The 25,187-nt window shown below is 72.9% G+C and carries 20 protein-coding genes; 7 read left to right on the top strand and 13 right to left on the bottom strand.

Going from position 1 to position 25,187, the window contains the following annotated elements; all coding sequences use genetic code 11:
• Positions 1-59: 59 nt before the first annotated feature.
• Together FH715_RS24985 and FH715_RS24990 are read right to left on the bottom strand one after the other, a co-directional pair.
• The gene (locus tag FH715_RS24985; RefSeq protein ID WP_139649180.1) at positions 60-488 is read right to left on the bottom strand and encodes a hypothetical protein; all 429 of its coding nucleotides are present in this window, start codon (positions 486-488) and stop codon (positions 60-62) included.
• Entirely contained in the window at positions 485-1,657 is a 1,173-nt protein-coding gene (locus FH715_RS24990) for a molybdopterin-dependent oxidoreductase (protein ID WP_246108965.1), read from the bottom strand. Before FH715_RS24990 ends, FH715_RS24985 begins: the two co-directional genes overlap by 4 nt.
• A 246-nt stretch (positions 1,658-1,903) precedes the next feature.
• Here FH715_RS24990 and FH715_RS24995 point away from each other — a divergent pair, with 246 nt between their 5' ends.
• Positions 1,904-2,704 carry an SAM-dependent methyltransferase gene (locus FH715_RS24995; RefSeq protein ID WP_139649183.1) on the top strand — a complete coding sequence of 267 codons (801 nt, stop codon included), beginning with the start codon at positions 1,904-1,906 and terminating at the stop codon, positions 2,702-2,704.
• 457 nt (positions 2,705-3,161) lie between these two features.
• Positions 3,162-4,067: a siderophore-interacting protein gene (locus FH715_RS25000; protein ID WP_139649185.1), complete on the top strand. Its 906-nt coding sequence runs from the start codon at positions 3,162-3,164 to the stop codon at positions 4,065-4,067.
• A gap of 33 nt (positions 4,068-4,100) precedes the next feature.
• Here FH715_RS25000 and FH715_RS25005 read toward each other — a convergent pair whose 3' ends face one another.
• The 4 genes from FH715_RS25005 to FH715_RS25020 form a co-directional block, all read right to left on the bottom strand.
• Complete coding sequence (locus tag FH715_RS25005; protein WP_139649187.1) at positions 4,101-4,295, bottom strand: hypothetical protein; 195 nt, start codon at positions 4,293-4,295, stop codon at positions 4,101-4,103.
• A gap of 182 nt (positions 4,296-4,477) precedes the next feature.
• On the bottom strand, positions 4,478-5,434 hold the full coding sequence (locus FH715_RS25010) for a glycoside hydrolase family 43 protein (RefSeq protein ID WP_139649189.1): 957 nt from the start codon (positions 5,432-5,434) through the stop codon (positions 4,478-4,480).
• A gap of 372 nt (positions 5,435-5,806) precedes the next feature.
• Positions 5,807-6,964, bottom strand: a complete 1,158-nt coding sequence (locus FH715_RS25015) for a Gfo/Idh/MocA family protein (RefSeq protein WP_246108966.1) — start codon at positions 6,962-6,964, stop codon at positions 5,807-5,809.
• A complete protein-coding gene (locus FH715_RS25020) occupies positions 6,949-7,632 on the bottom strand; it encodes a ThuA domain-containing protein (RefSeq protein WP_139649191.1) in 684 nt (227 codons plus the stop codon). The genes FH715_RS25015 and FH715_RS25020 overlap by 16 nt, the downstream gene beginning before the upstream one ends.
• 419 nt (positions 7,633-8,051) lie before the next feature.
• Here FH715_RS25020 and FH715_RS25025 point away from each other — a divergent pair, with 419 nt between their 5' ends.
• Positions 8,052-11,756, top strand: a complete 3,705-nt coding sequence (locus tag FH715_RS25025; protein WP_139649193.1) for a glycoside hydrolase family 38 N-terminal domain-containing protein — start codon at positions 8,052-8,054, stop codon at positions 11,754-11,756.
• 51 nt (positions 11,757-11,807) lie between these two features.
• Here the strand turns inward: FH715_RS25025 and FH715_RS25030 are convergent, their stop codons facing one another.
• The 7 genes from FH715_RS25030 to FH715_RS25055 all read right to left on the bottom strand — a co-directional run bounded on the left by FH715_RS25030 (position 11,808) and on the right by FH715_RS25055 (position 19,664).
• Complete coding sequence (locus tag FH715_RS25030; RefSeq protein ID WP_170184814.1) at positions 11,808-13,022, bottom strand: methyltransferase domain-containing protein; 1,215 nt, start codon at positions 13,020-13,022, stop codon at positions 11,808-11,810.
• The gene (locus FH715_RS28390; protein ID WP_170184815.1) at positions 13,019-13,165 is read right to left on the bottom strand and encodes a hypothetical protein; all 147 of its coding nucleotides are present in this window, start codon (positions 13,163-13,165) and stop codon (positions 13,019-13,021) included. The genes FH715_RS25030 and FH715_RS28390 overlap by 4 nt, the downstream gene beginning before the upstream one ends.
• Positions 13,166-13,405: 240 nt before the next feature.
• The gene (locus FH715_RS25035; RefSeq protein ID WP_139649197.1) at positions 13,406-14,269 is read right to left on the bottom strand and encodes an alpha/beta fold hydrolase; all 864 of its coding nucleotides are present in this window, start codon (positions 14,267-14,269) and stop codon (positions 13,406-13,408) included.
• 194 nt (positions 14,270-14,463) lie between these two features.
• The gene (locus tag FH715_RS25040; RefSeq protein ID WP_139649199.1) at positions 14,464-16,287 is read right to left on the bottom strand and encodes a glycoside hydrolase family 2 protein; all 1,824 of its coding nucleotides are present in this window, start codon (positions 16,285-16,287) and stop codon (positions 14,464-14,466) included.
• A 128-nt stretch (positions 16,288-16,415) separates the two neighbouring features.
• Positions 16,416-17,345 carry a carbohydrate ABC transporter permease gene (locus FH715_RS25045; protein WP_211367765.1) on the bottom strand — a complete coding sequence of 310 codons (930 nt, stop codon included), beginning with the start codon at positions 17,343-17,345 and terminating at the stop codon, positions 16,416-16,418.
• Between the two features lie 2 nt (positions 17,346-17,347).
• On the bottom strand, positions 17,348-18,304 hold the full coding sequence (locus FH715_RS25050) for a carbohydrate ABC transporter permease (RefSeq protein WP_425472775.1): 957 nt from the start codon (positions 18,302-18,304) through the stop codon (positions 17,348-17,350).
• 13 nt (positions 18,305-18,317) lie between these two features.
• The gene (locus tag FH715_RS25055; RefSeq protein ID WP_139649201.1) at positions 18,318-19,664 is read right to left on the bottom strand and encodes an extracellular solute-binding protein; all 1,347 of its coding nucleotides are present in this window, start codon (positions 19,662-19,664) and stop codon (positions 18,318-18,320) included.
• A 173-nt stretch (positions 19,665-19,837) separates the two neighbouring features.
• Between FH715_RS25055 and FH715_RS25060 the strand changes: the two genes are divergently transcribed.
• The 4 genes from FH715_RS25060 (at position 19,838) to FH715_RS25075 (ending at position 25,134) form a co-directional block, all read left to right on the top strand.
• Positions 19,838-20,968, top strand: coding sequence for a LacI family DNA-binding transcriptional regulator (locus tag FH715_RS25060; protein WP_139649203.1), 1,131 nt, complete (start codon positions 19,838-19,840; stop codon positions 20,966-20,968).
• A gap of 262 nt (positions 20,969-21,230) precedes the next feature.
• Positions 21,231-22,382, top strand: coding sequence for a CaiB/BaiF CoA transferase family protein (locus FH715_RS25065; protein ID WP_139649205.1), 1,152 nt, complete (start codon positions 21,231-21,233; stop codon positions 22,380-22,382).
• 193 nt (positions 22,383-22,575) lie between these two features.
• Positions 22,576-23,718, top strand: coding sequence for an acyl-CoA dehydrogenase family protein (locus FH715_RS25070; protein ID WP_139649207.1), 1,143 nt, complete (start codon positions 22,576-22,578; stop codon positions 23,716-23,718).
• Positions 23,719-23,919: 201 nt separating this feature from the next.
• Entirely contained in the window at positions 23,920-25,134 is a 1,215-nt protein-coding gene (locus FH715_RS25075) for an acetyl-CoA C-acetyltransferase (protein WP_139649209.1), read from the top strand.
• The last annotated feature ends 53 nt before the right edge of the window (positions 25,135-25,187 follow it).

Genomic DNA, 25,187 nt, shown 5'->3' on the forward strand with positions numbered 1-25,187 from the left:
CGGCGCGTCGCGAGGGGGCGTCGCCGAGGGGGCGTCGGAGCCGCACGGCGGACCGGCGGTCAGGTGCCGGGGCCGGTGGCGTTCGGCGCGTCACCGCGTCGGCGGGCCCGGCGAACGCCCACCAGGGCCGAGGCCGCGAGCAGGACGGCGGCCACCACGCCCAGCAGGTTGAGCGGGTAGTCGAGCGCGAGCACGGTCGCGTTGCGCGGCGGCCCGGGGCGCAGCAGGATCGGCAGCGTGATCAGCGCCGCGCAGCCGGCGGTCAGCAGCGCGCCCCGGAGCACCCGCCGTTCGGGCAGTCGCCACACCGCCAGCCCGACCAGCGCCACCAGCGGCGCGAGCAGCAGGTCGTGGGCGAGGATCGCGCCGACGAACCACCAGCCGACGTCGAGGGGGGTGCCGGACGGCGTCCCCAGGACCAGCAGTCGCACGCCGGCGAGCATCGCCGCCACGCCGAGCAGCCCGAGGGTCCAGCGCAGCGGCGTCACGCCGACACCTCGATCGTGGTGACCCACTTGGTCTGGAGCACGCCGGGCCGGTTCGGCGCGATGATCCGGGCGGGGAAGCCGTGGTCGAGGGAGAGCACCTGGCCGTTGAGGCGCAGCGCCAGCAGCGTCAGGGGGTCGCGTACGAACTGCGGGGGCAGTTCGCTGACCCCGTAGCCGCCGCGCCGCTGGAGCGAGACGATCCGCGCGCTCGCGCCCGGCGGCGCGCCGACCAGCTCCAGCAGGTCGCGCAGCCGCACGCCCGACCAGTCGGCGGTGGCGCTCCACCCCTCGACACAGGCGATGGGCAGGCGCGCGCCGTGCTGCGGGAGTCGGCGCAGCTCCGCCAGCGACAGCTCCCGTGTGCGGGGACCCGCGAGCCGCAACCGCCAGTTCTCCTCGGAGACTTCGCCGACACCGGCCTCGGCCGCGGTCCGGTTGATCGGCAGGCCCTGCTTCGAGCCGTCGGGGCGGCGCGGCGCCAGCAGCGTCACCCGGCGCAGCGGCGCCACCGTCTGCCCCGCGGTCACCAGCGTGACCGTGGCGACGGCCGCGCCGAGGCCCAGCAGCAGCGACCGGCGTTCGGTTCCCTCCGGGTCGTTCCTCCTGCCCCGCCAGTGGGTGGCGATCGCGGGGGCCTGCACGGCCACGTGCAGCAGCGTCGCCCCGAGGAGCACCCAGGCCAACGCCCAGTGGACGGGCCGGAAGGAGAACGGCCAGGGGTACCACTGGACGATGTTGACCAGTCCGAGGAAGACCTGGAGCAGGGCCGCGCCGACCAGCACCGCGACGGAGAGCCGTTCGAGCGCGTGCCGGAGGGAACGCACCGGGGGGAGGACGAAGAGCCGGGGGTAGACCACCCACAGCTTGACCAGGAGCAGGGGTACCAGGGCGATACCGGTGACGACGTGCGCTCCCTGGGTCAGCCGGTAGCCCCACACCGGGCGGGTGGGCAGCCGGGTGGCCAACCAGTCGCCGGGGTGTTGAAGGCCGTGGCTTACCAGACCAGTAAGAAAGCAGACCAGTACTCCCGCGCCCAACCACCGCCCGACGACGACCGCGGTGCGTTCGTCGTGCAGCGGCGCGGAGAACCAGCGGGTCGGGTCGCCGACCCTGCCCAGCCTCCGTGCCCAGCGGGGCCGGGGGACGCGTGCCATGCCGGAGTCGCTCACCCGGCCAAACTAGGCCGCCGGCGCGGCCGATCAGTGGTCCGATGACCGGACGCCACGATCCAGCCAAACTCATATCGTCAGAACGGCGCATGAGATCATTTCCGCCCAGTCGGCGCTGCGCGAACCCCCTCCACGCGCGCACGACCACGCTCAGCCGCGCCCGCACGCGGGCGGCGACTGAACGGGCGGCGGTGGGGTAGTGCGTCTGCGCGCGAAGGAGCGCGAGAGCGAGACGAGTGGGGAAGCATGGATATACCGACGTACGACGTGCCGCACACCGCCCGGGTCTACGACTACTACCTGGGCGGCAAGAGCCACTACGCGATAGACCGCCAGGCCGGGGACACGGTGATGGGGGTCTGGCCGGGCGCGCGGGCGGCGGCGCGGACCAACAGGCAGTTCATGCACCGCGCGGTGCGCTACCTGGGGCAGCGCGGGGTGCGCCAGTTCCTGGACATCGGGACGGGCATCCCGACCGAGCCCAATCTGCACCAGGTCGCGCAGTCCGTCGCCCCCGACTCCCGGGTGGTGTACGTCGACAAGGACCCGCTGGTACTGACCTACGCGGACGCGCTGATGCGCAGCGCGCCCGAGGGCCGCACGCTGTATGTCGAGGCCGACATCTCGGCCGGCCACGAGGGCATCCTTGAGCAGGCGTTCGAGGTGCTGGACCGCGAAGAGCCGGTGGCGCTCTCGCTGGTGGCGCTGCTGCACTTCGTTCCGGACGAGCAGGGGGCGCGCGAGGTCGTCCGCGCGCTGCTGGAAGCGCTCCCCTCCGGTTCGGCCCTGGTGCTCTCGCACGGCACCCACGACTTCGACGCCACGGTGATGCTGCGGGTCGAGGAGATCTACCGCCAGGGCGGCATGGCCGCGCAGTCCAGGAGCCGCGACGAGATCCTGCGGTTCTTCGAGGGGCTGGAACTGGTGGAGCCCGGCATCGTCCCGCCGCACCTGTGGCGCCCCGACGAGCAGACCCAGCGGGAGACGGTGGAGGGTGACCTGGCCGCGCTGGTCTCGATGTGGTCGGTGGTCGGCATCAAGCCCTGACCCGCCCGGACCGACGCGCGGGGCGGGGTGACCCGGACTGACACCGGTGGTCAACAGGAAGGCGCCGAGGAGGAAGGCGACCGTGGGGCCGTGACACCACCCCGGACATTGAGTTAAGGTAAGCCTTACCTTACCGACAGCTCAATGGAGCTCACTCCCGCACCATGTCGCCTCTCCACCACGTCGAGCCCGACGCAGTCCATCACGCCGCCCCCGGCCCGGTCCATCCCGGCCCGGAGCCGCCGCTCACCTCCGGCTCACCCGGCAGGGCCCGTCGCCGAGGACTCCGCACCGCGCGTGACCGAGGACTCCGCACCGCGCGCCCCCAACAGCACGCCGAGCGCGCGCCGTTCACCGCCGGTCGTCCCGTCGACCGACCCCTCACCGCCGGTCGTCCCGTCGACCGCCCCACCCCCCGGCACGCGCTGCCGTTTGTCGAGAAGGAGCCTGAGGGCCGATGACGCTCACCATTCACCGCGCACTGGTCACCGCGACCCGCCGGCTGACGCCGGGGATGGTCCGGATCACCCTGGGCGGCCCCGACCTGGCCGGATACCCGACGACCGGCGTGGGCGACGAGTACGTCCGGGTGTTCTTCCCGGCCGAGGGCACGCACGAGCCCGAGTTGCCGACGCCCGCCGAGCGCGGCGGCTGGAGCTGGGGCGAGGAGCAGCGGCCGGCGCCGATGCGGACCTACACCATCCGTTCCGTCGACGCCGAGGCCGGCACGGTGGACATCGACTTCGTGGTCCACGACGGCGGGATCGCCGCCGCCTGGGCGCTGGCCGCCAGGCCGGGCGACGCGGTCGGGATGACCTCGCCGACCGGGCTCTACAAGCGTCCGGCGGACGCGCGTTGGCAGATCCTGGTCGCCGACGCGGCGGGGCTGCCGGCCGCGGCGCGGCTGACGGCGCAGACCCCGCCGGGTGTCAGGACCCGGGTCGTGCTGGAGGTCGTCGACCCGCGCCACCGGCAGCCGATCACCCTCGGCGACCCGGAGCGCGACGCGGAGGAGCTGACCGTGGAGTGGCTCTACGCCGGCAACGGGCACACCCCGTCGCGGCTGGACACCGTGATCCGCGACCTCGAACTCCCCGACGAGCCCGGCTATCTGTGGTTCGCCGGCGAGACCGGCGTGATGCGCGCCGTCCGCAAGAACCTTCGCCACCAGCGCGGGCTCCCCAACGGCAGCTACTCCACGGTCGGTTACTGGACGCTCAGGGCCGAGGAGCTGCGCCGGCGCTGGGACGCGCTGAACGAGGAGACCCGCGTGCACCTCTACCGGATGTGGGAGGACGAGACGCGGGACATCGAGGAGATCACCGACGACTACCACGCGCAGCTGGAGCGGCTCGGGCTCTGAACGCGCCGCACGCCGGGGCGCGTTGACGGACCGTCAGCGCGCCTCGGGGTCCCAGGTGAAGTGGCAGCCACGGCACTCGCGGTAGCCGTTGAGCCGGTCGTCCGACTCCACCACCCGACTGAAGAAGCCGCCGCAGGACGGGCAGTGCTTACCACCGCCCTTCCTCCGCGGGAAGCGGGCCCCCTGCCAGCTGTCCAGTTTTACCGCCACGAAGATGGTCAGAGCCACCAGCACGACCATTGACGCGACGACGACGGCGACGACCATCCTGGGCTCCCCCGGTTACCACTGCTGCTGACCAGTTGCCGCTTACCAGCGCGGCGAACGAGAGCATCGTGGCAGGCGGTTGACCGACCCGCCACTCCGGGGGCGGCGGTCGGGCCCCGGCGACCGGGGCCCGACCGGCCGGCTCAGTCCACCGAGGGCGTCGACCCGTCCCAGCGCAACGGCGTCACATACATGCCGCGGACCAGCGGGTCCTCGGAGAGCACCCCGTGGAAGGCGAGCCAGTCACCGTCCTTGCCCGGGATCACGTCCTGGCCGCCGGGGCCGACGATCCCGGTGTTGTCGGTGTTCATCAGCGGCTCGTCGGACTTGGTGAACGGCCCGGTCAGCGCGGGCGCGGTGGCGTAGCCGGTGAAGTAGCTGCCGTCACCGTAGAAGCCGGCCGAGTAGAACAACACGTAGTCGCCGTCCCGCTTGACCAGTGTCGGAGCCTCGATCAGCCCGCCCTCCTCCGGGCGGTCCTGCTTGAGCAGCTCCACCCGGTCACCGGCGAACGACAGCCCGTCCGGGGTGAGTTGCTGGAGGTAGATCCAGGTGTCGACGCCGACCGCGTTGCCGTCGTTCTTGTACAACAGGTAAGGCGTGCCGTCGTCGTCGGTGAAGGTGGTCGCGTCGATCGCGCCGCCCTCGTCCGCCGGACAAACCAGTGGTCCTTCGCCGACCGGGGTGAAGGGGCCGCCCGGTGTGTCGGAGACGGCCGTGCCGATGCACTGCCGTTCGGAGGCGGTGTCCCGGGCCGTGTAGTACATGACATAGGTGCCGTCCGGCTGCGCCGCGACCTCCGGCGCCCAGGTCAGCCCGGTGCGCGCCCAGTCGCCCAGCTCGGGCAGCGCGTCCGCCTGCCGCGTCCACGGGCCCTCGGGCGAGGCCGCGCTGGCGGTCTGCACGTTGCCGCCGGCCGACGAGTTGGTGGCGTACGCCCACAGCTCGCCGTCGGCGACCACCACGTCGGGGTCGGGAAAGTCGGTGTCGATGACCAGTTGGGGGGCCGCCGCGGCCTGCGCGGTCGGCGCGGTCGGTACCAGCGCGGCCAGCGCGAGAGCGCCGGCGGCGGTGAGGGAGCGACGGGCGGAGGGAGACATCCGGGACATGGTGCGGCTCCTGGGGGAACGGAGATGGTCAGTCTCGGGTCGGTCTGCCGTGTCCACCGGCCGACCGGGACCGGGCAACCAACGTTTTCCAACGATGTACAACACGGCCGCCCATAGAACAACACAGGCGCCGAGCGCGTGTCCATACCCGCGCACGCCCCGAATGACCCGGCGCCGCCCCGCGAGAGGGCGGCGCCCACCCCCCGAGAACACCCGGGCGTTCCGCGACGCCCCGGGCGCGGTGGTGCCCGAGGTGGTCCGCCAGCGGGAGGGCCCGCCGCACACCGAGTGGCAGGGGCCGCGCGACGGTCGCCCGCGGCCCCTCCCCTGCGGCGTCTAAGGGCGCCGGCCGCGCCGCGGAGCTCAGTCGACGGCGACCCGAGCCGACTCGGGCACCTGCGTGGGGCGCGCGCACGTGCTCTCGACGGCCACCGCGCGTTCCTCATCGGCCGCCCGCAACAGCGCCTCCATCACCTCCAACACGTGCAGCGCCACCTCGCCGTCCGCCCGCGCTGCCCCGTCCACGCGCACCGCGCGCGCCAGGTCGGCGAGGCCGAGGCCGCGCCCGGCCGCCGCGTAGCCGTGGGTCAGCGGCACGTCGGCCCACTCGCGGGCCGCCCGGGTGGCCAGGCGCACCGGCCCCTCGAAGGTGTTGGGGTCCGGCACCGAGACGCTGCCGGCCGTGCCGTGCACCTCGATCCTCGGCAGCTCGTGGCCGACCACGTCGAAGCTCATCACCACGGTGCTCAACGCGCCGCCCCGATGCCGCAGCACGCCGGTGACATGGGTCGCCACGTCGACGGGGAAGCGCTCCCCGGCGCGCGGGCCGGAGCCGATCGCCCGTTCCGTGCCGCTGCGCACCGCGCCACCGGTGACGGAGGCGATCGGGCCCAACAGCTGGACCAGCGCGGTCAGATAGTAGGGGCCCATGTCGAAGAGGGGGCCGCCGCCCGGCTGGTAGTAGAACTCCGGTGCGGGGTGCCAGCGTTCGTGTCCCGGGCAGGCGAAGAAGGCGGTGGCGGCGACGGGTTGGCCGATCTGGCCGGCGTCGACCAGGGCGCGCGCGGTCTGCGTTCCCCTGCCCAGCACGGTGTCCGGCGCGGCGCCGACCCGCACCCCGGCGCGGCGCGCGGCCTCCAGCACGTCGCGCGCCTCGGCGACGGTGGCGGCGAGCGGCTTCTCGCCGTAGACGTGCTTGCCGCCGGCGATCGCGGCGCGCGCCACGGTGGCGTGGGCGGCGGGAACGGTCAGGTTGAGCACGGCGTCCACGTCGTCCGCCGCGTACAACTCGTCGGGGGTGGCGGTCCTGACGCCCTCGCGTCCGCCGACGGCGTCGGCGGCCCTGGCCGGGTCGAGGTCGGCGACGGCGACCAGCCGCACGCCGGCCGCCGCGCCGTGCTCGTCGAAGTACCGCAGGTACTGGCCGCTGATCGCGCCGGCGCCCACGATGCCGACGCGCAGCGGCGCGCCCGAGGGGTCGTTCACCGAGGCGTTCGGCGAGGCGCTCAACGGGCCGCCCACAGCAGTCCCCTCTCGGTCAGCGTCCGCACCGTGGCGTCGGTGAGGTCGTCGGGCTTGTGGCCGATCGTGCTGACGAACACCCGTCCGGCGCCCCAGCCCCGCGTCCAGACGGCGGGGCAGGTGACGCCCGCGACCTCGTCGGGGACGTCCGGGTCCGTGGTGGAGAAGGTGGTCGTGGCCAGTACGTCGACGGAGGGGTCGGTGTGGACCAGATACTGCTCGGTGTGGAGCGGGATCCGGCCGGGCAGCCCCGCGACGACAGGGTGGTCGGCCCTGTCGGGCCGCACGTCCACCGAGTGGTCAAGCCAGTTCTCCGGATGCATGACGAACTGACCACCGGTCAACCACTGGTAACGGGTGTTGGCTCGGAACGCGTCGCAGATCCCACCGTGCCACCCGGCCAGCCCGGTGCCGGCGCGCACGGCGGCGGACAGCCCCTCCGTCTGCTCGGGGGTGATCTCGCCCATGGTCCAGCACTGGACGACCAGATCGGTCGCGGCGAGCGCCTCGGCGTCCAGATAGGCATCGAGGCTGTCGGAAACGGTCACCTCGAAACCCTGTTCACGCAGAAACGGAAGGAACAGGTCGGTGGTCTCGACCGGGGCATGGCCTTCCCAGCCACCCCGGATCACCAGGGCCCGGCGGGACTGCGCGGCGGTTGACGTCATGCGGACTCCGTTCGACGGGTGCGGGTCGCTCCCGGGTCGCGCGGACGGACGGCCTGGCGGCTTCTCGGGCACCGGGCGCTCCCAAGGGCCTCGCCCCTCGGGGCGGGGTCCGCGGGTCCGGGGCCTCGCCCGGACGGACGGCGTGCCCGTCGCGCCCACCGCGCCTGTCCGAAAGCGCTTGCCGGGACAACTCGGCCCATCCTTCACGGTGGCCGCCGTCGGTGACGAGGGCGCCGAAGCGGGTGTGACAAGGTGCACATAAGGGTTTGAAAGTCGACCGGTCGCGACCACCCTTGCCTTATCGGGCTTTCGCTCCGAGCCCCTCGCGCTGTGCGAACGGGTTCGGTCCGGGCCATTGCCGTGGCCTCGGGCGGGACTTCATGCTGGAGATCGAACAGCCTCGCACATGGAGCACCACGATGCGCCAAGCAGCTGCCCTCTCCTCCTCCCACCCCCTCTGGTCCGTCGGCGCCCCTGGACTGGGCCCGGAACAGTTCGGCGGCTCCTGGCCCACCGGGGAGGCGACGCCCCGCATCGCCTTCGAGGTCGGCGCCGACGACCCGGCCGAGGTCTGGCCCGCGTTCCACCCGGGCCCCTGGGACGCCCAGGGCGGTTGGCGCGGCCACCGGCTGGAGATCGACTTCGCGGTGCCGGAGCCCGCGCCCGGCTCCCCGGCCGACGGCGCCGACCCGACGGCCGGGGGCTGGCTGTTGCAGCTCTTCCTCTTCGCCTCGCACGGCCCCTGCCCCGACCTCGCCATCGAGCTGGACGGCCGGCACCGGGGCGGGTTCCGGCCCCGCATCGTGCGGGAGAGCCGCGCCGAGGTCTGGGGCCAGTCCCCGATCAACGGACACGCCCTCGTCGAAGTCCCCCTGCCCGCCGCCTGGTTGCCCCCTGGGCGGCACCGGCTGTCGGTCACCACCACGCTGCCCGGCGCGCTGGACGGCGACGGGCCGCCGGCCGAGGAACGCCGACGCCACCGCGAGCAGTACGGCAACTGGTTCGGCAGCGGTTTCACCTGGGACTGTCTCCGACTACTACCCGCCGGGCCACCCCCCGAGGCGCCGACCGCGCACCTCCGCGCGACCCCGTTCTACCGGACCCTCGACGGCGTCTCCTGCGAACTCTTCGACCTCACCGTGGAGTTGGCCCCGGGACGGCCGGCTCCACGCCGCGCCCTGGTGCGCGTCGGCGACCACCGGGCCGAACTCGACCTGTCCACCGTGCCGTTGGCAGCCAGTCGGGAGCTCGGGCAGCTCACCATCCGCTTCCCCGTCCCCGAACCGGCCCCGGACGGCGACCGGTCGACGCCGGTCGCGGCCGAGGTCCGCCTGGACGGCGGGCCGGCCACCGCGGCCGAGGTCTTCCCGGCCCGCAAGTGGACGCTGCACCTGGTCCCCCATGTCCACCTCGACATCGGCTTCACCGATTACCAGGCCAAGGTCATAGAGCTGCACAACCGCAACCTGGACCGCGCGCTGGCCGCCGGCGCGCGCGACCCGGAGTTCGCCTACAGCGTGGACGGCGCCATGGTGGTCGCCGAGTACCTCGCCAGCCGCGACGCGGGACGCGCCGAGCGGGTGCTGGCCGCGCTGCGCGAGGGCCGCATGGCGGTGAACGCGTTCCACAGCCTCTTCCTCTCCGGCCTCGCCTCGTTGGAGGAGAGCTACCGGGCCGCCACGGTCGCCGCCCGGCTGCGCGCCGAACACGGCGTCCCGGTCCGGCACGCCAACCTGACCGACGTGCCCTCCTACAGCGCGGCGCTGCCCGGCGTCCTCGCCGAGCTGGGGCTCGACGGCTTCGTCGGCATCATGAACCACGCCAGGGGCGGCAACGCGGACAGCGATCTGCCGCATCTGGACTCCCCTTTCCTCTGGGAGGGCGTCGACGGCACCCGGGTGCTGACCCACTTCGCCGACTCCTACTCACAGCTCCGTTTCATGGCCGCCGATCCGCAGACCCTGGACGGCGGCGCCCAGGCGTTCGACCGTTATGTCGCACGCTATGAACGGGACGACTACCTACCTACGGATCTGGCGTTGATCGGCACCCACGCCGACAACGAGGACCTGGCCGACGGCGACCACGGCTTCGTCGCCCGGTGGAACGCCGTCTACGACTGGCCACGACTCGTGGTCTCCACGCTCCCCGACTACCTGGACGCGGTCCGCCCGCTCGCCGACCGGCTGCCGGTGCACCGGGGCGACGGGGGCAGCTACTGGGAGGACGGCGCCGGAACGGCGGCCACCCTGACCGCCGAACACCGCCTGACGCAGGCCCTGTTGCCGGCGGCCGAGGCGCTCACCGCGCTGCTCGCGCGCGGCGGCTTCGGGCTCTCCCCGCGCACCTGGACGCTCGACGGGGCCTGGGACGACGCGCTCTACGGCTGCGAGCACACCTTCACCTGGTCGCACGCCAACGCCCACCCGGAGGCGCACCAGGTCCACGACCAACTCGACTGGAAACGCAGCCGCGTTCACCGCGCGCACCGCACCGCGCTGGACGAGATCCGGCGTGCGCTCAGCCAGTTGGGCGACCTGGTCACCACTCCGGGTCCCGCGCTGCTGGTGGCCAACCCCGGTTCGACGCCCGTCTCCGGCGATGTCGTCGTCGAACTCCCGGCGGACACCGTGGTGTTCGACGGCGCGGATCGGCCGTTGCCGGCGGAGGTGCTGACCGTTCACACCGGTGGGCTGCGCCGGCTGCGTATCCCCGTTCCCGAGGTGCCGGCCTTCGGCTGGCGGGTGCTGCCGCTGGGTGGCGGCGAGGCCGAGGTGGGGCCGGGTGGGGCGGAGAGTTCGAGGGAGGCGGAACCGGCGGCGGCACGGCCGTTCACCGAGCCGCCGGCGCCGCCGGAACGGCTGGAGACCCCGCGCTGGTCGGTCGAGTTCGACCAGGAGAGCGGACTGGTCAGACAACTGGTCCACCGGGAGTCCGGACGCGCGCTGCTCGACCCGGCGGCGCCCTGGCGGCTCGGCCAGCTGCTCCATGTCGCCGACGGACCCGAGGAGTTGACCAGGGGCGACGGCAGCGGCCCGTTCGCCGGGCACCACCCCCACGACGGGGACGCAGGCGCACACGACGGGGACGCGGACGCACATGAAGGGGAGGCGTACGCACCGATTCCCACCGCGGCGGGTCGGACCACGCTCCACGACCGGCTGCCACCGGCGCCCCCGCCGGCCCTCTCCGTGACCCCGGCGACCACCCGGGCGGTGGGCGTGCGCCGAACCCACGACGGGCACCGGCTGCGGTGGGCCGGCTCCGCGCCCCACATCCCGACCATGGACGTCGAGCTGCTGCTGCGCGACGAGGACGACCGGGTGGAGGTCACGGTCACCCTGGAGAAGGAGGCCGTGCTCTCCAAGGAGTCCGTCTACGTCGCCTTCCCGTTCGCCGCCGAGCGGCCCACCGTCCACTACGACCGCCAGCAGGGCTGGATCGACCCGGCGGTCGACCACACCCCCGGCGCCTGCCACGAGTGGTTGACCACCCAGTACGGGGTGACCGTCACGGAGGGCGGCCCCGAGGGCGCCGGCGTGGTGTGGAGCTCGGCGGACGCACCGCTGTTCACGGTCGGCGACATCGTGCGCGGGACCTGGCCCACCCGCTTCGCGCCGGCCAACGGCACGGTCCTGTCCTGGGTGATGAACAACTACTGGCCGACCAACACCCCGCCGTCGCAGGCCGGTTCACTGACGCTGCGGTACGCGTTCGCCCCGGTCGCGCGCTTCGCCCCGGCGACCGCCGGGGCCTTCGGCCGCCGCCTGCGCCACGGGCTGCTCGCCTCCGAGGTCACCCGCCTCGACCGCCACGAGCACGGCGCCGGCCCTCTCCCGGCCACCGGGACCCTGCTCGACCTGCCGACCCCGCCGCACGTCCAGGCCTCCGTCGCCGCCGCCAGGACCGGCGAGGGGTTGCTCGTCCGCCTCCAGAACCTGACCGAGGACGAACAGGAGGTCACCCTCCCCCACCCCGACCTGACCACCGCCCCCGGGGCCCGCGCGCTGCGCTGCACTGCCGACGAACGCCCCGTCGCCGAACTGCCGTTGGCCCCGGACGGCACCTTCGGCGTGACACTCAGGGGGTACGGAGTGGTCAGCGTGCTCCTGGTCACCGGGTAAACCAACAGGTAAACAGGTCAGCGGACGGGTGGACAGCCGGGGCGCGGAGCCTCACGGCCGGACGGAGCCGGAGGGCAGCGGGCGTTCCGGGGCGTCCAGCCAGAGCCGGGAACCGCCGCCGGCGGGGTCCCGCGAGTAACCGAAGCGGGTCATATCCGGGGAGCCGGCCGCCAGCCACCAGTGCCAGGCGGCGGACACCTCGTCCCACAGCCGCCGCGGGCCCCGCTGACGCACCGTCGTGCGCCCCCCGACCGCCCCGACCTCGACCAGCGCGGTCGAGGCGTCCCCCTCCGCGCGCACCCACAACCGGGCGTGGACGCCCGGCCGGCGCTCCCCCGTCTCCCACGCGTGCCAGACGCCCGGCGCCAGCAGCCCGATCACGAACTGCGCCTGGTAGTCCTCGCCGGCGACGGCCCACGGGGAGAGCGCCGTCGACTCGGGGCGTGCGCCCTCCGTCTCCTCCACCTCCGCCGCGGCCCCCGGGACCGGGTCCGGCACGGGGGCGCCGGCGTTGGCACCGGGCTCGGCGCGGCGCAGCGGCATGTAGGAACCGCCCGGATTCCAACGGCCGGTGGCCGCCCCGTGCGCGTCGGTCTCCACCACGAGCGTGCCGTAGGAGCACCAGGCCGAGTCCCAGGGGGCCACCAGCCGCCCCGGGGAGGCGAGTTGGTCAAGCCAGGCGGGCGGGACCCCGCGCACGGAGCAGGTGGCCACCACCCGCTGGTAGGGCGCGCCGGCCGGCCAGCCCTCGGCGCCGTCGCCGGTCACCACGCGGGGCGTGCGCCCGGCGCCCGCCAGCGCGGCGCGCGCCCCGTCGGCCACCTCGGCGTCCACCTCGACGGTGACGACGCCGCCGTCGCCGACCCGGGCGGCCAGCAGCGCGGCGTTCCAGCCGGTGCCGGTGCCGATCTCCAGCACCCGGTCCCCGGCACGGACGTCGAGCGCCTCCAGCATGGCGACGACCGTGCCGGGCGCCGAGGCCGAGGAGAGCGGGTACGTCCCGCCGTCCGGCTCCCGGGCCAGCCTGGTCACCACGGGCGCGTCCGCGTAGGCCGCCTCCCACCAGCGCTCCGGCTCGCGCGCCCGGTCGCACGGCGCGTGGCCGCCGCGCCCGTCCCGCAGCCACACCCGGTCGGGCAGAAAGCGGTGACGGGGCACGGCGCGCAGCGCCAGGGCCCACTCCCCGGGCACGGGACGGCCCAGGAAGTCGGCGACGCGCGCGAGGAGTCGGGCCTGCGCGCCCTCCTCGGCCGGGGCGGTCGTCACGCGTCGTCCTGCTCCGACGTGTCCTCCTCGCGGCGCGGCGGGTCCGGCTCGTCGGGCAGCGGCGGCGGGATGGGCCGGCCCGGCTGGTGTCCGTCGTCTCCTACGGGTGAACGGTGCTTGCGCCTGGGGATCTGCGGGGACAACGCCACCACCTCCTGGTGCTCGGTTCCGCACGCACCGTAACCCGCCTCCCCGGGGCGCATGAAAGGGCGCAGGCGCGACACCACCCCTGCGCGCCGCTTTCACGCTGAGTGCGCCGCCTCTGTGGGGCACACTCCGTACCTAGGTGCTCACCGCGCGGACGCTTTACCAGTCGCTGCCACTATTACCAGTGGTCACCAACCGTTACCAGTGGCGGTATCCGTTACCCGTGGCGGTATCTCTTACCAGCGGTCGGCATCCGCCCCCGCCGCCACCGCCCGCCGCAGCAACTCCCCCAGCTCCTCCGGCTGTTCGCGCCAGGGCTGGTGACCGGCCGCCGGGAGCAGGTGGAAGCGACCGCGCGGCAGGGCCCGGGCCAGCGCGGAGGCCGGCCCGGCCGGGCGGGGGTCGCCGGCGCCGTGGACGACCGCGGCCGGGGCGGTGATCCGGCGGCAGCGGGCACGCACCCATGCCTCCGACCAGCCGTCGGCCTCGGCGGCCAGGCGCCGGTTGGCCGACCAGTTGATCGCGTGCGGCGCCGCGGCGTCCTCGGCCGCCCACTCCCGCGCCCGCGCCCGGTCCGCGTGGTCGGTGCACCAGGACAGCGTCCTGAACTCCCGCTCCTCCGCGGCGGATCGCGTAGCCAGCCCGGCCAACTCCGCGAGCCGCGCCCGCTCCCGGGCCGTCGCGCGGCGGTCGCGTTCGGTCCGGTAGGCGGCGCGCCACTCGCCGAGACCGGTACCGCTCAGGGCCACCAGCGAGGCGACGCGCTCCGGGTGCGTCCAGGCGTAGGCGAGGGCCAGCGTGGCACCGAACGAGTGCCCCATGACCGTCCACCGTTCATGGCCGAAGTGCCTTCGCAGCGCCTCGATGTCGGCGACCGCGCGCGCCATCCGCTGGTCGTCCGAGGGGTCCGAACGGCCGCAGCCGCGCTGGTCGAAGCGGTGCACCGTCCCGTCGGCTTCGAGGAGTGCGGCGACCGGCCGCAGCTGGTCCCACAGCCCTGGCCCGCCGTGCAGCAGCACCACCGGGCGGACGGCGGCGCCGGAGGGCCCCGTCGTCTCGGTCCACAGCCGCACCCCGTCGTCGGTCATCACCCGTTCCACGGTCCCAGTCTGCCCGGACGCGCGCCGGCGCGACCGTGGACGCGCACGCCCCGCGGCGCGCCGGAAGCGGAGCCGGAAGCGGACACGGACACGGACACGGACGCGGAGACGGCCCCGCGCCCGCGCCGGAGTGCGTGGCACGGGCGCGGGCGCGGGGCCGGTCAGGACGTCGGCGCGTCCAGGACGTCAGCGCGTCACTCCTCGCCGTCCTCGATGGCCGCCGGCCGCAGCTGCGCCGCGCGGACCCGTTCGACGTCGAGCTTGACCGAGCGGTCGAAGCGGTAGACGCCGTTCTGCTCCTGGAAGACGTCGGTCAGCTGCGTGTAGCAGTAGCCGAACATGTCGGGGTCCTCCAGCAGCACCCCGGTCAGCCCGGCGAAGCGGACCTGGAAGTCCTCCTCGTCGCGCGGCCGGTCGCCGTAGCCCCAGGACTCGGCGCGGTCGTCGCCGCGCGCCTCGGCGGCGGTCTCGGGGCACCACCAGATGCCGCCGAACTCGCTGACGAAGTACGGCTGTCCGTTGTAGGGCAGCGACCAGGGCTTGGACGCCTCGTGGAAGTTGGCGTACGGCTCGCCCTTGCTCAGCCCGCCGACCTGCTCGGCGAACTTGGCCGGGTCCTGCTCGTAGTTGTGGGAGTCCCACACGTCGGTCTCCGGGACCCGGTGCGAGTAGCCGGAGGCGTCGAGCACCGGGCGGGTGGTGTCCATGGCCTTGGTGGCCAGGAACATCCCGCGGGTGATGACGTCAAGTTGACCAATCCTGTCGTTCAACTCCTGGAAGGTCTCGTTCAACGGGCACCAGCCGATGATCGAGGGATGGGAGTAGTCGCGCTCCACGGCCTCCAGCCACTGGGAGACGTAGGAGGCGTCGGGCTGCTGGCGGTCGTCGGGGCGGCCACCGAGGTTGCAGCCCCAGTCGCCGAACTCGCCCCAGACCAGGTAGCCCAGTCGGTCCGCGTGGTAAAGGAACCTCTCCTCGAACACCTTCTGGTGCAGCCGGGCGCCGTTGAAACCGGCCTCCAGGGACAGCTCGATGTCGCGCAGCAGCGCCTCGTCGCTGGGGGCGGTCATCAGGCCGTCGGGGTACCAGCCCTGGTCAAGAACCAGTCGCTGGAAGACCTTCTTGCCGTTGATGGTGATGGCCTTGCCGTCGATGCCGACCGAGCGGAGCCCGGCGTAGCTGTCGGCGCTGTCGACCACGGTGCCGTCCGCGTCGAGGAGTTCGAAACGCAGGTCGTACAGGTGCGGGTCGTCCGTGCTCCACACCCGGCGGCGCTCGGCGGGGACGGGCAGGTAGAGGCGCGGGGCCAGGTCGAGGTCGGCGCGGGCGGTCGCGGAGGCCACCTCGCCGTCGGCGTCGCTGAGGACGGCGCGGACCTGGTAGCCCGGGCGGTTGCCGGAGAGCGGCAGCTCCAGGTGGAACGCGGAGCCCGCCAGGTCGGGGGTGATCCGGGGCCGCTTGAGGTGGTCGGTGGCCACTGGTTCCAACCACACGGTCTGCCAGATGCCGGTGGTCCTGGTGTAGTGGCAGTCGGTGTTGGCGTAGCGGATGGCCTGCTTGCCGCGCGCCTGCGGACCGTTCTTCGGGTCCCGGGCGCGCACCACGATGGTGATCTCCTCGCCGGCCGTGGCGACGTCGCCCAGGTCGGCGGTGAAGGGGGTGAACCCGCCCCGGTGGCGGACCACCTCGGTGCCGTTGACCCAGACGGTGGTGTCGTAGTCCACGGCCTGGAAGTGGAGCAGCACGGTGCGGCCGGCCCAGTCGGCGGGGACGGTCACGGTGCGCCGGTACCAGACGGCTTCGAGGAAGTCGGTCTCGCCGATGCCGGAAAGCTCCGACTCCGGGCAGAAGGGAACAGTGATCTCGCCGTTGAGGTCACGTTCTGCCAGTCCTCGGTCGATTCCGCTGTCACCGCGGTCGAACTCGAACTGCCAGGTGCCATTGAGGTTGAGCCAGTCGCCACGGACGAACTGCGGCCGCGGGTACTCGGGCCGCGGGATGGCGGAGGGGGAAGGCACAGGAACTCCAGTGAGATGGGTCGTTCGCGTTGCGAGGTTCCGCAGCGCGCGGGTCGTGCTCGTGGTGCGGGCGCGGGAGCGGCCCCGGTGGCTCCGGGGCCGCTCCCCTTCCGGGACGCGCCCGACGATCAGGTACCGCCCAGGCCCGTGGTGGCCACGGACTTGACGATGCGGCGTTGGAAGAAGAGGAAGACGATGATCAGGGGCGCGGCGGCCAGCAGCGCCGAGGCCATGCTCTGGGCGTAGACCACCCCGTAGGCGTCCTTGACGGTGGCCAGGCCGACCGGCAGCGTCATCAACGCCGGGTCGTTGGTGACGATGTAGGGCCACATGAAGTTGTTCCACGCGCCGATGAAGACGAACACCGACACGGCGGCGACGATCGGCCGGGAGAGCGGCAGCACGATCGACCAGAAGACCCGCAGGTCGGAGGCGCCGTCGATGCGGGCGGCCTCCTCCAGCTCGCGCGGGATGCCGTCGAAGAACCGCTTGAGGATGAAGACCATCATCGGGGCGACCACCTGCGGGAGGATGACCGCCCAGTAGGTGTCCACCAGGTTGAACGCCAGCATCTCCTGGAAGAGCGGCACGATCAGCAGCTGCGGCGGGACCATGATCGAGGAGACGGTCAGCGCCAGCAGCAGCTTCCGGCCCCGGAACGTGCCGCGGGAGAGCCCGTAGGCGGCGAGCGTGGAGATCGCGATGGTGATCGCGGTGACCAGCACGGCGACCAGGATGCTGTTGAACGCCCAGATCGGCACGTTGCCGCGTTCGAGGATGACGCGGTAGGGCTCCAGTGTCAGCGCGCCCTTGATCGGGTTGAGCCCGGGTTTGGCCACGTCCTGTTCCTGTTGGAACGAGGTGGCGATCGCCCATACGAAGGGCAGCAGCCAGAGCACGGCGAAGGTGATCAACGCGCCGCTGGCGAGTACCTTCGGCAGCCGGCCGTGGCCGAGCAGCAGCGGGGCGCCCTCCGGCTCGGCGGACTTCGGGCGGCGGCGCCGGTCCAGCGGGCCTCCGGCGGGGTGGAGACGGGGACGCGTGGTCGTCGCGGACACGGTCAGCCCTCCTGACGCGGGAAGAACCGCAGCTGGGCGATGGAGATGATGATGATCAGGGCGAAGAACAGGTAGGAGATGGCGGAGGCGTAGCCCAGCCGGTAGCCCGTGAAGCCGACGTCGTAGATGTATTCGAGGATCGGGCGGGTGGAGTTATTCGGTCCGCCCTTGGTGAGGATGAAGATCTGGTCGAAGACCTTCAGCGAGGCGAGTACCTGGAGCATCCCCACCAGCGCCGTGGTGCGGCTGAGCTGCGGCAGCGTGACGGAGAACAGCCGCCGCCAGGCCCCGGCGCCGTCCAGCGCGGCGGCCTCGTACAGCTGGTCGGGGATCGACTGGAGGGCGGCCAGATAGAGCAGGAAGTTGAACCCGACCGTCCACCAGACGGTCAGCGCCGCGATGGACCACATCGCGAACTTCTCGTCGGAGAGCCAGCCGATCGGCTCCATGCCCAACGTGTCCAACAACTGGTTGGCCATGCCGAGGTCCGGCTGGTAAAGCCACTGCCAGATCAGGGTGACCACCGTGACGGGCAACAGGAAGGGCGCGAAGTAGGCCAGCCGCCACACCCACTGGCCGGCCAGCCCCGAGTGGACGAGCAGCGCCATGCCCAGGGCCACGACCACCAGCGGGACCACGGTGATCACCGTGAAGAACACGGTGTTCCCGAGGCTGCTCCACACGTCGGGGTCGCCGAACGCCTCGGCGTAGTTGTCGAAGCCGACGAAGTTGGTGCCGTTGAGGGTCAACGACTCGTCGGTGAAGCTCATCCACAGGCCCTGGACGATCGGCCAGACCATGAACAGGCCGAAGGCGAGCGCGAAGGGCAGCACGAAGAGCCAGCCCGTGGAGCGGGTGCGGCGCTCCCTGGCGGCCGGGCTGGACGCGGGGCGAGGCTCGGGGGCGCCGCCGTCCTCGGTCGCGTTGGCACGCGAAGTGGTGGTGCTCACGTCAGACACTCCTTGCCTCTCGTCACGCGACCGGGTTGGGCTGGTCGAGCAGGGACTTGGAGGCGCTGATCATCCGGGCCACGGCCGCCTCAGGCGACGTGTTGCCGAGCAGCGCCGCCGACATCGGCTGCGTCATCTGGTTCTGGAAGTTGGACCCGGAACCGGTGAACCAGTTCGGCGGGTCGAGCACCGCGATCTCGGAAGCGCCTGCGTAGGAGGCCTGCGGGTCCAGCTCGGCGTAGCGGTCCTCGGCGATCACCGGCTGGTAAGCCGGGATATGACCAGCCGAGGCCCAGGTGTAGCTCGCCTTCAACATGGTGGCCACATAACGGTGGGCTTCCCTGCGCCGGGCCTGGTCAACTCGCTCCTGGCGGGGTAGGACGAAGCTATGGGAATCGGCGTTGACGGCCGGCTGGTCGAAGATCTGCGGGAACGGGGCGGCGCCCAACGGCCGGTCCGTGATCCGCAGGTTGGGCAGCTCCCATTCCCCGGCGAAGATCATGGCGCCCCTGCTGCCCTGGAAGGCGGCCATCGCGCCGATGTAGTCCAGGTTGTTGGGGTTGCGCCGCCCGTCGAACATCTCGGTCATGAACGTGAGCACCCGCACGGCCGCCTCCTCGTCGACCTGCGGCTCGCCCCCGTCCGGCAGCTCCCAGACGGCGCCGGTCTGGGCGTAGAGCCCGTTGAAGAGCCGCCAGCACTGGGCCTCGTCGGCGATGTGCCCGAAGAGGACCCCGCTGCCGCCCTGCGCCTCGGCGAGCGCCTCGCTCGCCGCGTACATCGCCTCGGGCGAGCCGATGGGCGCCAACTCGCCCTCGCTGTCGAGGAGTCCGGCCTCGCCGGCGATCTCCTTGTCGTAGAAGACGATGAAGGGGTGGGTGTCCAGCGGGATCGCGAAGACCTCCCCCTCCCACTGGGCGCGTTCCCAGATCGCGGGCGCGAAGTGCTCCTCCTCGACGCCGAACTCGGCCAGGAGATCCAGGTCGAACGGTTCTATGAGGCCGCCCGGCGCGTAACCGGCCATCCGGGAGAGGTGCAGCACCGCCACCTCGGGCGCCCGACCGCCGGCCGCCGCCATGGCGAGCTTGGTGTAGTAGGAGGCGCCCCACTCCAGGATGGTCCGGTCCACGTCGAAGGCGTCGGGCCCGGTGCTGACGGCCTCGATCATCTCGTCCATCAACAGGCCGTCGCCGCCCGAGAAGAGGTCCCACACCCGCAGCGAGGAGGCCCCCGAGGGCGAGGCGGGCGAGGCGCAGCCGGACAGCAGCCCGGGTGCCGCCAGCGCGCCCGCGCCCGCGAGGCCCCACCGCAGGAAGCCCCGACGCCCCATCCTGAGCCGGCCACCATGTCCGGAATGATCAAAGCTCATTTCGCACCTTTCCCACCCGACGCTGGGTTGTTGGTACGTCTTACATCGATGTAAGAAGGTGTGTAAAGAGGTTGCTAAGAGTTTCTTTCTGTTGGAGTTTCCGCACGTAAGGTCACTGTTCGACCAGTCGGTCACCGCGGGTACGATCAGGCCCGGGCAAGAGGGAGGTTCGGGTGGCGAGGCCCAGGATCAAGGACGTGGCGCAGCGCGCCGGAGTCTCCGAGAAGACCGTGTCGAACGTCATCAACGACTACATCCACGTGTCCGACCGCACACGTCAAGTGGTCAGGCAGGCGATCGACGACCTCGGCTACCGCGTCAACCTCGCCGGCCGCCACCTGCGGCGCGGCAGGACCGGCATCATCGCGCTGGTCGTCCCCGAGCTGGACCTTCCCTACTTCGCCGAACTGGGCAACCTGATCATCACCGAGGCCGCGCGCAACGGGCTGACCGTACTGGTCCACCAGACCCGCGCCGACCGCGAGCACGAGCTCGCCGCGCTCGACGGCTTCGGCTCCGACTTCGCCGACGGCGTGATCCTCAGCCCGCTCGCCCTGGTCGACGAGGACCTGAGGGCCCGCCGCGGCGCCCTGCCCACGGTGCTGCTCGGCGAGAAGCTGAACGCCGACCGCGCCGACCACGTCGCCATCGACAACGCGTCCGCCGCCCGCGAGGCCACCGCCCATCTGCTGGCGCTGGGCCGCCGCCGCGTGCTGGTGGTCGGCGGCGTGAACGGCCCCAGCGAGGGAACGGCCGAGGTCCGCACCCGGGGCCACCGGGCGGCGCTCGCGGCGGCCGGCGTCCCGTTCGACCCCGAACTGGTGGCGCCCGTCAGGCAGTTCGCCGCCCCCTTCGGCGCCGAGGCCACCCACGAGGCGCTGGCCCGCGGCCTCGCGTTCGACGCGGTGCTGGCGCTCAACGACCAGATGGCGATCGGCGCGATGCGCGCGCTCCACGAGCACGGGCTGCGGGTCCCCGACGACGTGGCGGTGATCGGCTTCGACGACGTGCAGGCGGGGCGGTTCAACGTGCCCACGCTGACCACGGTGGCGCCCGACAAGACGGCGATCGCCGCGGAGGCGGTCGCGATGCTGATCGCGCGCATAGCCGAGTCCAACGCCCCGGTCGCGGACGGCGCCGAGGACCCGACGGCTTCGCCGAACGGCCGACGCCAGCCACCGAAGGAACTGGTGGTCCCTCACCACCTGATGATCCGCGAGTCCACCGCCGGCTTCCCCGCGCCGCGCGAGGCCCCCGTCTCCCCCGTCTCCGGCGGCGTCCCCGGCCCGCGCGCGGCCCGCTGAGCCTCCCCGACCGGCTCCGGCCGATCCCCTCGGCCCCCGGCCCCGATCCGCCGGTGGCTTACCAGTAGGACGGGCACTGGTTGGTCACGTGGTCAGGTGAGTTTCCGCGCGGTACGCCCGCCGCATCCTCCGCGTGGGGGCGGCGGCCCGGCGGCCCCGCACCGGTCGGCGGCGGAGGTGCCTTGCGCGGGAGGCTACCCGTTCGTAACATCGCGGAACGGGGTGGCGCCGCGGCCACCGTTCGCCGACGGCGGGGAGCCCGATGACCAGCAGCGACACGGCGTTTGGGCCGCTGACCGGAGTGCGGGTCGTGGAGCTGGCCGGCATCGGCCCCGCGCCCTTCGCCACGATGCTGCTGGCGGATCTGGGTGCCGACGTGGTCCGCGTCGACCGGCCGGGCGGGCAGCCCATCGGCATCGACCCCGCGCGGGACGTCACCAACCGCAACAAGCGTTCCGTGCTCGTCGACCTGAAGGCGCCCGAGGGCGCGGCGACCGTGCTGGAACTGGTGGCGGCGGCGGACGTGCTGGTCGAGGGGTTCCGGCCCGGCGTCGCCGAGCGGCTCGGGGTCGGCCCCGAGGAGGCGCTCGCGCGCAATCCGCGCCTGGTCTACGGGCGGATGACCGGCTGGGGCCAGGAGGGCCCGCTGGCCGCGAGCGCCGGGCACGACATCGGCTATCTGGCGACGGTCGGCACGCTGGGCCTGATCGGTGAGGCCGACCGGCCGCCGGCGATCCCGGCCAACCTGCTGGGTGACTACGGCGGGGGCTCTCTCTACCTGGTCAGCGGGGTGCTCGCCGCCCTGCTCCATGTCGCGCGCGGCGGCGAGGGCCAGGTGGTGGACGCCGCGATCGTCGACGGCGCCGCGCATCTGGGCACGATGCTCTGGGGCCTGCTGGGCGCCGGCGCGTGGCGGGACGGGGCCCGCGGCGCCAACCTGCTGGACGGCGGCTGCCCCTACTACGCCGTGTACGCCACGGCCGACGGCGGCTGGATGGCGGTGGGGGCGTTGGAGGATCGTTTCTACAGGGAGTTCGCGCGGCTGCTGCCGCTGCCCGAGGGGGCGCCCGACCGTGCCGACATCACCCGCTGGCCGGAGCTGCGCGCGCTGATCGCGGCGCGGTTCGAGGAGCGGGAACGGGACGAGTGGGCGGCCCTGTTCGAGGGGACGGACGCCTGTGTCGCACCGGTGCTCTCGCTGCGCGAGGCGGCGCTCCACCCGCATCTGGCGGCCCGCGGGACGCTGGTGACGGCGGACGGGCTCACCCAACCCGCGCCGGCGCCCCGCTTCTCGCGCACGCCGGGGGCGCTGCGCCGGGCGCCCGCGCGCCCCGGCGCGGACACCGCGGAGGTGGCCGCCGACTGGGGCGTCGCGGCGCTGCGCGCCGGGGACGAGGGCGAGGTCCGGGGGTGAGGGCGCCGCGGTGCGGCCACGGCGCGAGGAACGAGTTGACCAGTTGAACGGTTGACCAGCTGCACGCTTGACCAGTCGAACGGGTTGACCAGTCGAACGGGCGGCACGGGTGGGCACAGGTTGGCACGGTGCGACGGCGGCGACGGTGGGTACGGCACCGGCCGGCGAGCCGAGAGAGACGGGGAGCTGCGAGATGCGTCGGGAGATCTTCGAGACGGAGCACGAGGCGTTCCGCGAGAGCGTGCGCGCCTTCGTGGAGCGCGAGGTGCTGCCGCACCACCAGCGGTGGGAACGCGAGGGCGCGGTGGACCGCTCGCTGTGGCGGGCGGCCGGCGCGCAGGGCCTGCTCGGCCTGGCGGTGCCCGAGGAGTACGGGGGTGGCGGCTCGCGGGACTTCCGCTTCCCCATGGTGCTGGCCGAGGAGCTGGCCCGGGTCGGGGCGACGGGTCCCGGCTTCCGGGTGCACAACGACATCGTGGGCCCCTATCTCACGGAGTTGGCCACCGACGAGCAGAAACGTCGTTGGCTGCCCGGTTTCTGTGCGGGTGAGACCATCGCGGCCATCGCGATGACCGAGCCGGGGGCGGGTTCCGATCTCCAGGGCATTCGCACCACGGCGGAGGACCGGGGCGACCACTATCTGCTCAACGGCGCCAAGACGTTCATCTCCAACGGCATCCTCTCCGACCTGGTGGTGGTCGCGGCCAGGACGACGCCCGAGGGCGGGGCGAAGGGGCTGAGCCTGCTGGTCGTCGAGCGCGGCATGGCCGGCTTCGCGCGCGGGCGGAACCTGGAGAAGCTGGGGATGCACGCCCAGGACACCGCCGAGCTGTCGTTCACCGATGTGGCCGTGCCCAGGGAGAACCTGCTGGGCGAGGTGAACGGGGGCTTCTCCCATCTGATGGCGCGGCTGCCCCAGGAGCGGCTGACCATCGCGGTGGGCGCGATCGCCGCGGCCGAGGCGGTGCTGGCCGAGACGGTCGGCTATGTGAAGGAGCGGGAGGCGTTCGGGCGACCGCTGGCCAAGCTGCAACACGTGCGGTTCCAGCTCGCCGAGTTGGCCACCGAGACCGCCGTGACCAGGACGTTCGTCGACCGCTGCGTGATGGAGCACAACGCGGGCGGGCTGGACACCGTGCACGCCTCGATGGCCAAGTGGTGGGCGACGGAGCTGGCCAACCGGGTGACCGACCGCTGCCTCCAACTGCACGGTGGATACGGCTACATGACCGAGTACCGGGTGGCTCGGGCGTTCGCCGACAGCCGCGTCGGCACGATCTTCGGCGGGACCACCGAGATCATGAAGGAGATCATCGGCCGCTCGCTGTTGAAATGACCGGCCGACCACTTTGACCAGTTGAGTCGCACCGGTCGTCTCCTCGTCCGATCATTCCCTTGACCACTTCATCACCGGCCACCACCGTGCCTCACCGGTCCTCGACCGTCCGGCCCCACCACCCGTCCCGACCACTCGTCCCCACCACTCGTCCCGACCCCCTCCCCGTACCCCGCACCTCCCCAGAAAGGGGCTCCGACGTTGAGCAACGACGCCTATGTCTACGAGGCCGTCCGCACCCCCCGCGGGCGCGGCAAGGCCAACGGTTCGCTCCACGAGGTCAAGCCGGTCGACCTGGTCGTCGGGCTGATCCATGAGATCCGACGCCGCTTCCCGGAGCTCGACCCGGCGGCGATCGACGACATCGTGCTCGGCGTGGTCACCCCGATCGGGGACCAGGGCGCCGACATCGCCCGCACCGCGGCGCTGGCCGCCGGACTGCCGGAAACGGTGGCCGGCGTCCAGGAGAACCGCTTCTGCGCCTCCGGCCTCGAAGCGGTCAACCTCGCTGCGGCGAAGGTCCGTTCGGGCTGGGAGGACCTGGTGCTGGCCGGCGGCGTCGAGTCGATGTCGCGGGTGCCGATGGGCTCCGACGGCGGCGCCTGGGCGCACGACCCGATGACCAGCTACACCACCGGGTTCGTCCCCCAGGGCGTGGGCGCCGACCTGATCGCCACCGTCGAGGGCTTCGGCCGCGCGGACGTGGACGACTACGCCGTCGAGTCCCAGAACCGGGCGGTCGCGGCCTGGAAGGACGGCCGCTTCGCGCGTTCGGTGGTGCCGGTGCTCGACCGCAACGGGCTGCTGGTGCTGGACCGGGACGAGCACCCGCGCCCCGGCACGACGCGGGAGTCGCTGGCGAAGCTGAGGCCGTCGTTCGCGGCCGTCGGCGAGCAGGGCGGCTTCGACGCGGTCGCGCTCCAGAAGTACCACTGGCTGGAGCGGATCGACCATGTCCACCACGCGGGCAACTCCTCGGGCATCGTGGACGGCGCCTCGCTGCTGCTGGTCGGCTCGCGGGAGGCCGGCGAGCGGTACGGGCTGCGGCCCCGCGCCCGGGTCGTGTCGGCCGCGGTCTCCGGTTCCGAGCCGACGATCATGCTGACTGGCCCGGCGCCGGCGACCAGAAAGGCCCTGGCCAAGGCCGGGTTGACGGTCAAGGACCTGGATCTGGTGGAGATCAACGAGGCGTTCGCCGCCGTGGTGCTGCGCTTCGTCCGGGAGCTGGGCATCAGTCACGACATCGTGAACGTCAACGGCGGCGCCATCGCGCTGGGGCACCCGCTGGGCGCCACCGGCGGGATGATCGTGGGCACCCTGCTGGACGAGTTGGAGCGCAGGGACGGCCGGTACGGGCTGGTGACGCTGTGCGTGGGCGGCGGGATGGGGGTCGCGACCGTGTTGGAACGTCTCTGACCACCCGCCCCGCCCCCGTTCCCTCATTCCGCACGACCGAGCCGTCCCAGCCG

The organism is Streptomyces sedi (assembly GCF_006335015.1).
Taxonomy (GTDB): Bacteria; Actinomycetota; Actinomycetes; order Streptomycetales; family Streptomycetaceae; genus Streptomyces; species Streptomyces sedi.